We start from the raw sequence: 13,188 nt of genomic DNA, 5'->3' as shown, positions 1-13,188 counted from the left end.
CCCCCCCCCCCCCCCCCGGGGAGCAGTTCAAGTTCAGTCCAGCAGCTCCACTGCCATCGCGGTGGCTTCGCCGCCGCCGATGCAGAGCGAGGCGAGGCCGCGGCGGGCGCCGCGCGTCTCCAGCGCCGAGAGCAGGGTGGCGAGGACGCGGGCGCCGCTCGCGCCGATCGGATGGCCGAGCGCGCAGGCGCCGCCATTCACGTTGAGCACGGCGTGATCGAGGCTCAGCTCCTTCATCGCGATCATCGCGACCGCCGCGAACGCCTCGTTGACTTCGAACAGGTCGACATCGCTGATCGCCCAGCCGGCCTTTGCCAGCGCCTTCTTCATCGCGAAGACCGGGGCGGTGGTGAAGCGGGCCGGTGCATGGGCATGGGCGGCATGCGCGACGACGCGGGCGACGGGCGTGAGGCCGAGCTTCTCGGCGACGCTCAGCCGGGTCATCACCAGCGCGGCGGCGCCGTCGGAGATTGACGAGGCGTTGGCGGCGGTGATGGTGCCGTCCTTCGAGAAGGCGGGCTTGAGCGTGGGGATCTTGGCCGGATCGCCCTTGGCGGGCTGCTCGTCGGCGGCGACCTGGACCACGCCCTTGCGGGTCTTCACCTCGACCGGCACGATCTCGCGATCGAAGGCGCCGCTCGCCTGGGCGGCCTTGGCGCGCTCGAGGCTGGCGATGGCGAAATCGTCCTGCGCCTGACGGGTGAACTGATATTCCTGCGCCACTTCCTCGGCGAAATTGCCCATCAGCTTGCCGGGTTCATAGGCATCCTCGAGCCCGTCGAGGTACATGTGGTCCTTGAGCACGTCATGGCCGATGCGCGCGCCGGCGCGGTGGCGCAGCGAGAGATAGGGGGCGTTGGTCATGCTCTCCATGCCGCCCGCGATCAGCATGTCGACCGAGCCGGCGGCGAGCGCCTCGGCGGCCATGATCGCCGCCTGCATGCCCGAGCCGCACATCTTGTTCACCGTGGTCGCCTCGATGTGATTGGGCAGGCCGGCCTTGAGCGCGGCCTGGCGCGCCGGAGCCTGGCCGAGGCCGGCGGGGAGGACGCAGCCCATGTAGATCCGCTCGATCGCCTCGCCCTTCAGCCCCGCGCGCTGGACCGCGGCACCCACCGCGGCGGCGCCCAGATCGGTGGCGGAAGCCTCGGTCAGCGCCCCCTGGAAGCTCCCCATCGGGGTGCGGGCATAGGAGGCGATGACGACGTCGTCGGCGGACATTTGGGATCCTCTCATTGGTTTGGGTCCATCTAGTATCGGAAGTGATCGTTTGCAAAAGTGACACGCTGCGGCATGACGGGGCCATGGAGCGGATCGGGGTGGCGAATGACGATTGACCCGGTCTGGGGATGGGCCGTGCTGCTGGGGGTGCTGGGGCTGGTCTTCGGCAGCTTCATCGCGACGCTGGCGATACGCTGGCCCGCCGGAAAAGCGATCACTACCGGACGCTCTGCCTGCGATGTTTGCGCCAAGGGGCTGCGCGCCGGTGAGCTGATCCCGGTCCTGAGCTATCTTCTCCAGCGCGGGCGCTGCCGGGGATGCGGTGCACCGATCCGCGTACAACATGTCCTGACCGAGCTGGTGGGGGGCGCAATCGGCGTTGCCGCGGCCATCGCCTCGCCCGATCCGGCGGGAGCCGCCGGTGCCGTGTTCGGCTGGCTGCTGCTGACGCTGGCGGCGCTCGACATCGAGGCATTGTGGCTGCCCAACAAGCTGACCGCGACCCTCGCCATCGCCGGATTGGCTACGGGATTCATGGGGTTACAGCCGGCGTTACAGGACCGGCTGATCGGCGGCGCAGCGGGCTTCGGGGTGCTGTGGATCGTCGCCTGGAGCTACCGGAGACTGCGCGGACGCCAGGGACTGGGCGGCGGCGACCCCAAATTGTTCGGCGGCATCGGGCTGTGGCTCGGATGGCAGGCGCTACCTTTGGTGTTGCTTGCAGCCTGTTTGATCGGACTGGCGGGCGTGCTGGGGCTGATGCTGGGCGGACGCAGGATCACCGCGACCGACCGGCTGCCCTTCGGCGTGATGCTCGCGGCGGCCGCATTCGCGGTGTGGCTGGGGCAGGCGATCAACCCGCCGCCACCATCCGCCGTTAGTGTCATACTGCAACACGATAAAGGGGAGGATCGATAGATGCGCGACCTGCTTGACGCCCAGCGTGCGGCCTTCATGGCCGAACTGCCCGTTTCGCTCGACAGCCGCCGCGACCGGCTGAAGCGCGCGATCGCGATGGTCTCCGACAATGCCGACAAGCTCTGCGACGCGCTGAGCGAGGATTTCGGGCATCGCAGCCGCGAGCAATCGATGATCACCGACATTGCCGCCTCGGTCGGGCCGCTCAAGCATGCGCTCAAGCATCTGGCGCGCTGGGCGAAACCGCAGCGCAAACCAGTGCTGTTCCCGCTCGGGCTGCTCGGCGGGCGCGGGCATATCGAGTACCAGCCCAAGGGCGTTGTGGGGATCATCGCGCCGTGGAACTTCCCGGTGCAGCTGGTGGTGAGCCCGCTGGCCGGCGTGTTCGCCGCGGGCAACCGGGCGATGGTGAAGACCAGCGAATACACGCCGGTGACCAGCGAAGTGATGGCCGAGCTGGCGGGGCGCTATTTCGACGCGACCGAGCTGGCCTTTGTCAGCGGTGGGCCCGAGGCGGGCAAGGCCTTTGCCGAGCTGCCGTTCGACCACCTGCTGTTCACCGGCGCGACCGGGATCGCCAAGCACATCCTGCACGCGGCGGCGGATAACCTCGTGCCGGTGACGCTCGAGCTGGGCGGCAAGTCGCCGGTGGTGGTGAGCCGCTCCGCCGACATCGCACAGACGACCGAGCGGGTGGCGCTGGGCAAGATGCTCAACGCCGGCCAGATCTGCCTGGCGCCCGACTATATGCTGGTGCCCGAGGAGAAGGAGGCCGAGGTGGTCGACGGCCTCGTCGCCGCGGCCACGCGCATGTATCCGACTTTGCTCTCCAATCCAGACTATACCGCCGTCATCAACGACCGGCATTATGAGCGGCTGACCGGCTGGATCGAGGACGCCCGGGCCAAGGGCGCCGAGGTGATCGCGGTCAATCCGGCGAACGAGGATCTGGGAAGCTCCAATTCGCGCAAGCTGCCGCTCCACATCATCCGCAACCCGACCGACGACATGACGGTGATGCAGGAGGAGATCTTCGGGCCGGTGCTGCCGGTGCGGCGCTACGTGAAGGTCGAGGACGCGATCGGGGAGGTCAACCGGCGCGACCGGCCGCTGGCGCTCTATTATTTCGGCAAGGATGAGGGCGAGAAGCGCCAGGTGCTCGACCGGACGATCTCGGGCGGGGCGACGATCAACGACGTGATCTTCCATGTCAGCCAGGAAGAGCTGCCCTTCGGCGGCATCGGCCCGTCGGGGATGGGTGCCTATCACGGCGAGATCGGCTTCCGGACGTTCAGCCACGCCAAGGCGGTGTACAGCCAGCCGAAGCTGGACGTGGCCGGGCTGGCGGGGCTCAAGCCGCCTTATGGCAAGAAGACGCGGGCGGCGATCGCGCGACAGATGAAGTAGGCGAATCCAATCCTCCCCCGGAGGGGGAGGGGACCAGCCGCAGGCTGGTGGAGGGGTATTCTCCACGGGCCATGTCGCTTGAGGCGCGCTACCCCTCCACCACCAGCTGACGCTGGCGGTCCCCCTCCGGGGAAGGATGGGGAATGGTCCACTTCGCCGCGAACTGAAGCGAGAGAGTGCCTTGTGCTATCGATCGGCGCGGGGATGTTGATCCGCCCGCCCGTTACGCGCAAAAAAAAGGCCGCCCCGAAGGACGGCCGTGAAAGTCTTAGGAGAGGATGCCTGAAAGGCCCGATCTTTGTGCATCGCAGCGGTTCATATCGCAAGTGCGTAATGTTACCGGTAGCATTGCAAAAAATGCAATTGGCCAACGTTGTCAGTTGCGAAAGCAGAAATACGATAAATGAGTGTGCGCCATGACCGTGCTTAAGCTGGACGACTTTCTGCCCTATCGCCTGTCGATCGCTTCGAACGCGGTGTCGGACGCAGTGGCCAGCGCCTATCGCGCGCTGTTCGGGCTCAAGATTCCCGAGTGGCGACTCGTGACGATCCTGGCCGAGGGCGGGGCGATGAGCCAGCAGGCGCTGTGCGGGCGGACGCGGATGGACAAGGTGACCGTAAGCCGGGCGGCGATCGCGCTGTCCGAGCGCGGGCTGATCAGCCGGGCGAGCAATCCGGGCGACCAGCGTTCCCATCTGCTGACGCTGAGCAAGGCAGGCTGGGAACTGTACGAGGAAGTGGCGCCCAAGGCGATCGAGCTGGAGAAGCAGGTGTTCGCCGGGTTCACCCCGGAGGAGCGCGTACTGCTGCGCGCGATGCTGGACCGGATCGAGGGCGCGGTGCAGGATCTGGAGCATAAGGCTTGATCCGGGGGACAGCTATCGCCTAAGCCGGGCGGGCCCTCCCCAGGCGAACACTTGAGTATCGTGTCGCAGGAGGATTTTCATGACCGTCATTCGTTCCGGCCTGTCCGTCGCCGAGCCGCTCGCGCGCTTCGTCGAGGAGCAGGTGCTGCCCGGGCTCGACATCGCGGCCGAGGGGTGGTGGGCCGGCGTGGCGGAGATCTTCGCCCGGTTCGCGCCGGAGAACCGGGCGCTGCTGGCCAAGCGCGATGCGCTGCAGGCGATGATCGACGTGAATCCGGGGCTGTCGGGCGACGAGAAGTTCCTGCGCGAGATCGGCTATCTGGTCGACGAACCGGCGCCGTTCGAGATCGGCACGCGCAACGTCGATCCCGAGATCGCGACCATGGCCGGGCCGCAGCTGGTGGTGCCGGCGCTCAATGCGCGCTTCGTGCTCAATGCGGCCAATGCGCGCTGGGGCAGCCTGTATGACGCGCTGTACGGGACGGATGCGCTGCCGGGCGCGGCGAAGCCGGGCGGCTATGATGCGGCGCGCGGGAGCGAGGTGATCGCCTATGCCAAGGCGTTTCTCGACAAGGCGGTGCCGCTGGCGAACGGGAGCTGGGCGGAACTGAGCGGAGAGCCGGTACTGGCCGATCCGCTGCAGCAGGTCGGGCCCTGGCTGTTCCGGCACAATGGCCTGCACATCGAAGTGGTGATCGACCGGGAGCATCCGATCGGGCGTGACGATCCCGCCGGCATCGCCGATGTCGTGCTGGAAAGTGCGCTGACCGCGATCGTCGACCTGGAGGACTCGATCGCCGCGGTCGATGCCGAGGACAAGGCTGCCGCCTATGCCAATTGGCTGGGGCTGATGCGCGGCGACCTGGAGGAAAGCTTCGACAAGGGGGGGCGGACGCTGACCCGGCGGCTCAATCCCGATCGCGGCGCGCTGCCCGGCCGGGCGCTGCTGTTCGTCCGCAATGTCGGGCATCTGATGACTACGCCGGCGCTGCATCTTGCCGATGGCAGCCAGGCGCCCGAGGGCGTGCTCGACGCGATCCTGACCAGCACGATCGCGCTCTACGACATTCGCGGCATGGGCCGGTATCGCAACAGCCGGACGGGCTCGATCTACATCGTGAAGCCCAAGATGCACGGGCCCGAGGAATGCGGCTTCACCAACGATCTGTTCGATGCGGTCGAGGACCTGCTCGTGCTGCCGCGCCACACGATCAAGGTGGGCGTGATGGATGAGGAGCGGCGGACCTCGGCCAATCTTGCGGCGTGCATCCATGCGGTGAAGGACCGAATCGTCTTCATCAACACCGGCTTCCTCGATCGCACCGGCGACGAGATCCATACCAGCATGCGCGCCGGGCCGATGATCCCCAAGGGCGAGATGAAGGGGGCGGACTGGATCAAGGCCTATGAGGACCGCAATGTCCGCATCGGGCTGGCGTGTGGGCTGAGCGGCAAGGCGCAGATCGGCAAGGGGATGTGGGCGGCGCCGGACCGGATGGCCGACATGCTCGCCCAGAAGATCGCGCATCCGATGAGCGGAGCCAACACCGCCTGGGTGCCGAGCCCGACCGCGGCTACGCTGCATGCGCTCCACTATCACCAGGTCGATGTCTTCGCCCGGCAGGAGGCGATTGCCGGCGAGGCGATCCCGCCGCTGGCGCCGCTGCTCAGCGTGCCGCTGGCCGAGGGGCGCAACTGGCAGGCCGAGGAGGTGACGCAGGAGCTCGACAACAACGCCCAGGGCATCCTTGGCTATGTCGTGCGCTGGATCGATCAGGGGGTGGGGTGCTCCAAGGTGCCCGACATCCATGACATCGGGCTGATGGAGGACCGGGCGACGCTGCGCATCTCCTCGCAGCACATGGCCAACTGGCTGCTCCACGGGGTGGCGCAGGCGGCGGATGTCGATGCGGCGCTCAGCCGGATGGCGGCCAAGGTCGACGCGCAGAATGCGGGCGATCCGCTCTACCTGCCGATGGCGGGGAACGAGGATACGAGCCTTGCCTTCCAGGCGGCGCGAGCGCTGGTCTTCGAGGGGCTGGAGCAGCCGAACGGCTATACCGAACCACTTCTCCACAGGTTTCGCGCCGAAGCGAAGGCTGTAGCGCGCTGAAATCGCTCGCTATTCGCAAAAAGGGGGACCCAAAGCGCATTTGGGTCGTTACGCTTGCGAGAGGGCCGGGGTAGGAACGCGGCTCGAAAGGGAGCGCGTTGCGTAGAGGGGTGAAGCGGATTTGGCTGGCGGCGCTCGCCGGTACGGCATTCGTGCCGGGGCTTGCGCATGCGCAGATCTCCGATCCGAAGCCGGGCCAGGGTGCACCGCCCTCCGGCCCCGCACCTGCGCCTTCGGCAAGCCCGACGCCTGCGCCGACTCCCGGGCAGAGCGGAACGGTCGTCGTCGCGCCGGTGGACGAGAGCCCGATCGTGCCCGATGCCGATTTCGAGGCGGCGATGCCCAAGATCGGGGGCGACATCAACGCGCCGCTGGAAGCGATGCCGTCGCCGACGGGTGGAGAGGCCAAGCCCGTGCCGACGACGCAGGGCCAGGCTACCCAGCAGATCCAGCAGCAGGCCGAGGAGACGTTCGCGGCGGCGCCGGCGGAAGATCCCGAATTCGCCAAACCGCTGCCGCCGCTTGCCGAGTTCAAGGTCGAGCCCGCGCCCGAGGACAAGGTCGCCGACAAGAAGTCGGTGACGATCCGCTATGTGACGCGCGAGGAAGGGCTGTCGGCGGTCGGGCTCGAGGGGCTGTTCGAGGATCTGTCGGCGCTGGAGAATGGCGGCGGGAAGGCGGCGAACACCGCGATGGTCGCGGCGCGGGCGCGCGAGGACGAAAGGCTGGCGATACGGCTGCTCAATTCGCGCGGCTATTATGACGCGACCGCGCTCTCGACGATCGACCAGAACCCGAAGACCCCGGGCACCGTGACCGCGACGATCAGCGTGACGCCGGGGCCGCTCTACCGGCTGGGCGATGTGAAGGTGCAGAGCGATCCGACCATCCCGCCGGGACTGCTGCTGCGCGAGCTCAACCTCAATCCGGGCGATCCGATCGAGGCGGAGCGTGTGCAGGGCGCCGAGGCGAATGTGGCGCTGCGGCTGCCGCAACAGGGCTATCCCTTCGTCAAGGTCGGGCAGCGCGACATCCTGCTCGATGAGGAAAGCCATATCGGCGACTATACGCTGCCGGTGTCGCTGGGGCCGCGGGCGGTGTTCGGCGATATCCGCACCGAAGTGGGCACCGGCACGCTGGCCGAGCAGGCGGAGCGGCGGGCGCAGCGCGGCGAGGGCAGCGGGGCGAATGGCGAGCGGCGGCAGCGGCGCCAGCGCCGGGCGCGCAAGGTGGTGTTCGACACCAAGCACATCGAGGTGCTGCGCCGCTACAGGCCGGGCGACCTGTACGACGTGCGCGCGGTGGACGACCTGCGCGAGGCGATGATCGCGACCAGCCTGTTCTCCACCGTCTCGGTCGAGCCGGTGCGGACCGACAAGGCGGGGCCGGACGGGACCGAGGTGGTCGACCTGCTGGTGCGCCAGAACCCCGGCCCGGCGCGGACGCTGGCGGCGGAGCTGGGCTATTCGACCGGGCAGGGCATCCGCCTGACCGGCAGCTGGACGCACCGCAACCTGTTCCCACCCGAAGGCGCGCTGATCGTCGCGGGTGTGCTCGGCACGCAGGAACAGGGGCTGACCACCACCTTCCGCCGATCGAACGCCGGGCAGCGCGACAGGACCTTCCAGATAGCCGCGCAGCTCAACCACCAGGATTATGACGCGTACGAGAGCTACACCGGCACGCTCTCGTTCCGCTATTCGCGCGATTCCACGCCGATCTGGCAGAAGCGCTGGACCTATTATTACGGGGCCGAGCTGGTCGGATCGAACGAGGATCGCTGGAACTACAACAGCAACCAGCGCGACCGCGGCACCTGGCTGATCGCCGCCGCGCCGCTGTTCCTCGGCTATGACAGCTCGGACAATCTGCTGAACCCGACGCGAGGCTTCCGGATCAAGGGGAATGCCAGCCCCGAGACCTCGGTGCGCGGTGCGGCGCGGCCCTATGCGCGGTTCATGCTGGAAGGGACCTATTACCAGCCGGTTTCGACCAACATCGTGGTTGCCGGGCGGGCGCGCGTCGGCTCGATCGTGGGCATCGCACGCGACGACCTGCCGCCCTCGCGGCGCTATTATGCAGGCGGCGGCGGATCGGTGCGCGGCTTCGGCTACCAGGAGCTTGGCCCGCGATCGCCCGACGGCAAGCCGGTGGGCGGGCGCAGCTTCAACGAGTTCGCGATCGAAGCGCGGTACCGCTTCGGCAATTACGGCATCGTGCCGTTCATCGATGCCGGCCAAGTCTATGAGGGCATCTACCCGACGGGGCAGAATATCCGCTTCGGCGCGGGTATCGGTGGGCGGCTCTACACCAATTTCGGCCCGATCCGCGTTGATGTCGCCACGCCGATCAAGCGCAAGCCGGGTGAATCGAAGATCTCGCTCTACATCTCGATCGGGCAGGCCTTCTGATGGCGGAGGATACGCCCGAGGCTGTGGTGACGGCTGAGCCCGAGGTCTTGGTGGTTCGGCGGCCGCTGTGGCAGCGCGTGGTGAAATGGACTGGGATCGCGCTCGCCGGGCTGGCATTGGCTGTGGGCGCGCTCGTGCTGGGGATCAACACCCAGCCGGGCCGGCGCTTCGTCGCCGACCAGATCGCCAGGCTGACCCTGGGATCGGGGCTCAATTTCCGGATCGGGCGGATCGACGGATCGCTGTATGGCGCGATGATTCTGCGCGACGTGCAGGTGCGCGACATCAAGGGCGTGTTCGCTACCACCCGCGAGATCCGGATGGACTGGCGGCCGTTCGCCTATCTCAATAACCGCGTGGATATCCGCAGCCTCACCAGCCCCGAGCTGAAGCTGCTGCGCATGCCGGCGCTCAAGGCCTCGGGCGACCCCAACGCGCCCCTGCTGCCTGACCTCAACATCGATATCGGCCGGCTCGACGTGGCGCGGATCGACATCGCCAAGGAAGTCGACGGGCGTGCCCGCTATCTCGGGCGGCTGGCGGGCAAGGCGCATCTGGCCGATGGCCGCGCACAGCTGGTGCTCGACGGCGCGACGCTGACCGCGCCGGGCGTGGCCGGCGGCGACAAGCTGGCGCTCCGGCTCGACGCGACGCCGGACAAGAACCGGTTCGACATCGACATGAAGCTCGATGCGCCGGCCAAGGGGCTGGTCGCCGGGCTGGCGGGGCTTGAGGCGCCGCTGGGGCTGACGGTGAACGGCAAGGGCGACTGGGCGCGCTGGCAGGGCAAGGCACTGGGCACGCTGGGTGGCGCACAGCTCGCCAATCTCGACCTGATCGCGACCAATGGCCGCTTCCAGCTGCGCGGGCCGCTGCATCCGGGCGTGTGGCTGAAGGGGCCGGTCGAACGGCTGGCCTCGCCGCAGCTCGATCTCGACATCGACGCCAAATGGGCAGACCGCATCGCGGACGGCGTGGTCAAGCTCCACTCCGATGCGCTGTCGGTGGAGGCCAAGGGCAAGATCGACCTGGGGCATAACCAGTTCGATGACTTCAAGGTGGATGCGATCCTGCTCAAGGCCGGGGCGATCGCGCCGAACCTGGTCGGGCGATCGGTGCGTGCGTCGCTCGCGCTGGACGGCGCGTTCAATCGGCCGGTGGTCGACTACAAACTGAGCGCGGGTGCGATCGGCTTTGGCGAGACGTTGGCCGAGCAGCTCTATGCCGAGGGCCGGGCGCAGGTGGATGCCAATCGCATCCTCGTGCCGGTGCGGGCGCGGGCGAAGCGGGTCTCCGGACTGAACGCCGCGGCGGGCGGGCTGGTGACCAACCTGACGGTGAATGGCGATCTCGCGATCTCCGGCCAGCAGGTGCTGTCCGACAATCTCCGCATCCGATCGGACAAGATCGATGCGACCGCGATCATCGCCGCCGATGTCGGCAAGGGCCGCTATACCGGTGCGCTCAAGGGGCGAGTGAACGACTATCAGATCGACGGCGTCGGTATCGTCGACCTGAAGACCGATGCCGAACTCTATGCCGCGCCGGGCGGCGGCTGGGGCATCAAGGGCCATATCGCCGGCAATTCCCGCAAGATCTTCAACGATGGCGCGCGCGAGTTCCTGGGCGGCAACGCCGTCGCCTCGGCGCGGCTGGTGCTCGATCCCAAGGGCGTGATCAGCATCAGCGACGTGAAGATGAAGGCGCCCAAGTTCCGCGTGCTGCGTGGCTCCGGGCGCTATGATCCGGCGGGGCCGATCCTGATCAATGCCGATGCGGTTTCCGACGATTACGGTCCGCTGACCGCGCGGGTTACCGGCACCCTGAACGCACCGGTGGTGCTGTTGAAGGCGGCCAAGCCGGGGCTGGGCATCGGGCTCGCCAATCTCGAGGCGCAGGTGCGCGGGCGCGGCAATGCCTGGGCGGTGCTGGCCAGGGGCGACACCGATTACGGGCCGTTCAACGCCGATGTGTTGGTGCGCACCGGCAACCGGCTGGCGATCGACATCAATTCGGGCCGCTTCGCCGGCATGGATATCACCGGCAAGATCGCGCAGACCGCCGCCGGGCCGTTCGAGGGCGCGCTGGCGTTCAACGGATCGGGCGTGGTCGGCCGCGCGGCGCTGTCCGCGCAAGGCAAGCTGCAGCGGGCGGACGTGAAGGCGACGGCGTCCAACGCGAAGATACCGGGGGCTGCCGGGCTGACGATCGGGCGCGCCCTGATCGACGGCAATATCGTGCTGGCCGATACGCCGGAGATCAACGGCGACGTGCAGGTGGCGAATCTGCGCCAGGGCAATTTCGTGCTCAAGACCGGGCGGGCCAAGATCGCCTATGCCGGCGGCAACGGCACCGCGCAGCTCTTCGCCAATGGTTCGACCGGCGTGCCGTTCCAGATCGCCGCGAACGCGAAGCTGGCGCCGGATGACTGGCTGGTGGCGGTGCAGGGGCAGGGCAGCGGGATCGGCTTCAAGACCGCCCAGCCGGCGCGGATCGAGCGGCGCGACGGCGTGTATCACCTGCTGCCGACCAAGCTGGATTTCGACAAGGGCAGCGCGCGCATCGCCGGCAGCTATGGCAAGGGCATGGTGCTGCAGGCGCGGCTCGACAGTCTCGATATTTCGGTGGTCAATGCCTTCGTTCCCGATCTGGGTATCGGCGGCACCGCGACCGGCAGCCTGGATTTCGCCCAGACTTCGCCCGAGGCCTTCCCGAGCGCTGATGCGCGGCTGGAGATCAGCGACTTCACCCGGGCGAGCCTGGCCAGCGTGTCAACGCCGGTGAACGTCAGCTTCGTCGGCAAGCTGCTGCCCAATGGCGGGGACGCGCGGGCGCTGATCCGCCGGGGCAACACGACGATCGGCCGCGTGATCGCGACGCTGAGCCCGCTCGGGCCCGACGCGGGCAGCTGGACCGAGCGGATGTTCGCCGCGCCGCTCTCGGGCGGCATCCGGTATAACGGGCCTGCGGCAGTGCCTTTCTCGCTGGCGGGGCTTTCGGGCCAGCAGCTCGACGGGCCGATCGGGATCGCGGCGGACTTCTCGGGCAAGGTCGAGGCGCCGCAGCTGGCCGGTGTCGTGCGGGCCAGCAACCTCACCTACGAGAACGAGAATTTCGGCACCCGGCTTACGGGCATGCAGATCGACGGCACCTTCTCGAACGACGAGTTCCTCCTCAATTCGCTGACCGCCAGGGCCGGTGAGGGGACGGTGAAGGCGCAGGGCAAGGTGAGCCTGTCTTCGGCGAACGGCTATCCGATCGCGATCACCGCCGATCTCGATAATGCCCGGCTGGCGCGCAGCGATGCGCTGGGAGCGACCGCGACGGGCCGGATCACGATCACCAAGAACCCGCAGGTCTCGCGGATCGACGGACGGCTGACCGTGCCCGAGGCGCATTACCAGATCATCCGCCAGGGCGCCGCCGAAGTGCCCGAGCTGACCGGCGTGCGCCGCAAGAACCCCAATGGCCAGGAGGATACGCCGGCACAGGTGATCCGCCGCTCCTTCGGCGATTTCGACCTCAACCTGCGCATCAACGCCGACAACCGGCTGTTCGTGAACGGCATGGGGCTGGAGAGCGAGTGGCGGGCACAGGTGACGGTGCGCGGCACGACGCTGGCGCCCGATGTGCGCGGCACGATGGAGATTGTGCGCGGCACCTACAGTTTCGCCAGCCGGCGCTTCGACATCAGCCGCGGCACGATCCGCTTCCAGGGATCGACGCTGACCAATCCCTCGGTCGATATCCAGGCGAGCACGACGGCGGAGGGGATCACCGCGATCCTGACCGTGTCGGGCACCGCGCAGCAGCCGCAGATCGCATTCAGCTCGACGCCGACGCTGCCGCAGGAGGAAGTGCTGGCGCGGCTGTTCTTCGGGACGAACGTGACGAACCTGTCGGCGACCGAGGCGATCCAGCTGGCGGCGGCGCTCCAGTCGCTGAGCAGCACCGGCGGCGGGCTTAATCCGCTCGGCCAGCTCAAATCGGCCACGGGCATCGACCGGCTGCGAATCCTGGGCGCTGATGATGTGACCGGACGCGGCATGGCACTGGCGGCGGGCAAGTATCTGACCGATGACATCTATGTGGAGATCATCACCGACGCGCGGGGCTTCACCGCCACGCAGCTGGAGATCTCGCTGAGCCGCACGCTGAGCCTGCTCTCGCAGGCCGGGTCGTTCGGCGGATCGAGCGTCAGCCTCAAATATTCGCGGGATTATTGAGCCTGCCCGTTTCTCTGCTTACAGTG

General features: G+C 67.8%; 7 protein-coding genes. 6 read left to right on the top strand and 1 reads right to left on the bottom strand.

Annotation, left to right across the window (positions count from 1 at the left end; all coding sequences use genetic code 11):
• Positions 1-33: 33 nt before the first annotated feature.
• Positions 34-1,221, bottom strand: coding sequence for an acetyl-CoA C-acyltransferase (locus AAHM44_RS15045; RefSeq protein WP_342250497.1), 1,188 nt, complete (start codon positions 1,219-1,221; stop codon positions 34-36).
• A gap of 105 nt (positions 1,222-1,326) precedes the next feature.
• Here AAHM44_RS15045 and AAHM44_RS15040 point away from each other — a divergent pair, with 105 nt between their 5' ends.
• From AAHM44_RS15040 to AAHM44_RS15015, 6 genes are all read left to right on the top strand, one after another.
• A complete protein-coding gene (locus tag AAHM44_RS15040) occupies positions 1,327-2,139 on the top strand; it encodes a prepilin peptidase (protein WP_342250496.1) in 813 nt (270 codons plus the stop codon).
• A complete protein-coding gene (locus tag AAHM44_RS15035) occupies positions 2,140-3,546 on the top strand; it encodes a coniferyl aldehyde dehydrogenase (RefSeq protein ID WP_342250495.1) in 1,407 nt (468 codons plus the stop codon).
• A 416-nt stretch (positions 3,547-3,962) separates the two neighbouring features.
• Positions 3,963-4,412 carry a MarR family winged helix-turn-helix transcriptional regulator gene (locus AAHM44_RS15030; RefSeq protein WP_269575519.1) on the top strand — a complete coding sequence of 150 codons (450 nt, stop codon included), beginning with the start codon at positions 3,963-3,965 and terminating at the stop codon, positions 4,410-4,412.
• Between the two features lie 79 nt (positions 4,413-4,491).
• Complete coding sequence (locus AAHM44_RS15025) at positions 4,492-6,525, top strand: malate synthase G (protein ID WP_342250494.1); 2,034 nt, start codon at positions 4,492-4,494, stop codon at positions 6,523-6,525.
• Between the two features lie 110 nt (positions 6,526-6,635).
• Entirely contained in the window at positions 6,636-8,936 is a 2,301-nt protein-coding gene (locus AAHM44_RS15020) for an autotransporter assembly complex protein TamA (protein WP_342250493.1), read from the top strand.
• The gene (locus AAHM44_RS15015; RefSeq protein ID WP_342250492.1) at positions 8,936-13,162 is read left to right on the top strand and encodes a translocation/assembly module TamB domain-containing protein; all 4,227 of its coding nucleotides are present in this window, start codon (positions 8,936-8,938) and stop codon (positions 13,160-13,162) included. Before AAHM44_RS15020 ends, AAHM44_RS15015 begins: the two co-directional genes overlap by 1 nt.
• Positions 13,163-13,188: the final 26 nt, after the last annotated feature.

Source organism: Sphingomonas sp. OTU376 (assembly GCF_038440415.1).
GTDB lineage: Bacteria > Pseudomonadota > Alphaproteobacteria > Sphingomonadales > Sphingomonadaceae > Sphingomonas > Sphingomonas kyeonggiensis_A.
The sequence above is the reverse complement of the archived record's forward strand: the minus strand, read 5'-3'. Positions and strand labels throughout refer to the sequence as shown.

Excerpts from the sequence above, each read along its gene's own strand:
- AAHM44_RS15045 (WP_342250497.1), bottom strand. The coding sequence starts at position 1,221 with ATGTCCGCCGACGACGTCGTCATCGCCTCCTATGCCCGCACCCCGATG.
- AAHM44_RS15040 (WP_342250496.1), top strand. The coding sequence starts at position 1,327 with ATGACGATTGACCCGGTCTGGGGATGGGCCGTGCTGCTGGGGGTGCTG.
- AAHM44_RS15035 (WP_342250495.1), top strand. The coding sequence starts at position 2,140 with ATGCGCGACCTGCTTGACGCCCAGCGTGCGGCCTTCATGGCCGAACTG.
- AAHM44_RS15030 (WP_269575519.1), top strand. The coding sequence starts at position 3,963 with ATGACCGTGCTTAAGCTGGACGACTTTCTGCCCTATCGCCTGTCGATC.
- AAHM44_RS15025 (WP_342250494.1), top strand. The coding sequence starts at position 4,492 with ATGACCGTCATTCGTTCCGGCCTGTCCGTCGCCGAGCCGCTCGCGCGC.
- AAHM44_RS15015 (WP_342250492.1), top strand. The coding sequence starts at position 8,936 with ATGGCGGAGGATACGCCCGAGGCTGTGGTGACGGCTGAGCCCGAGGTC.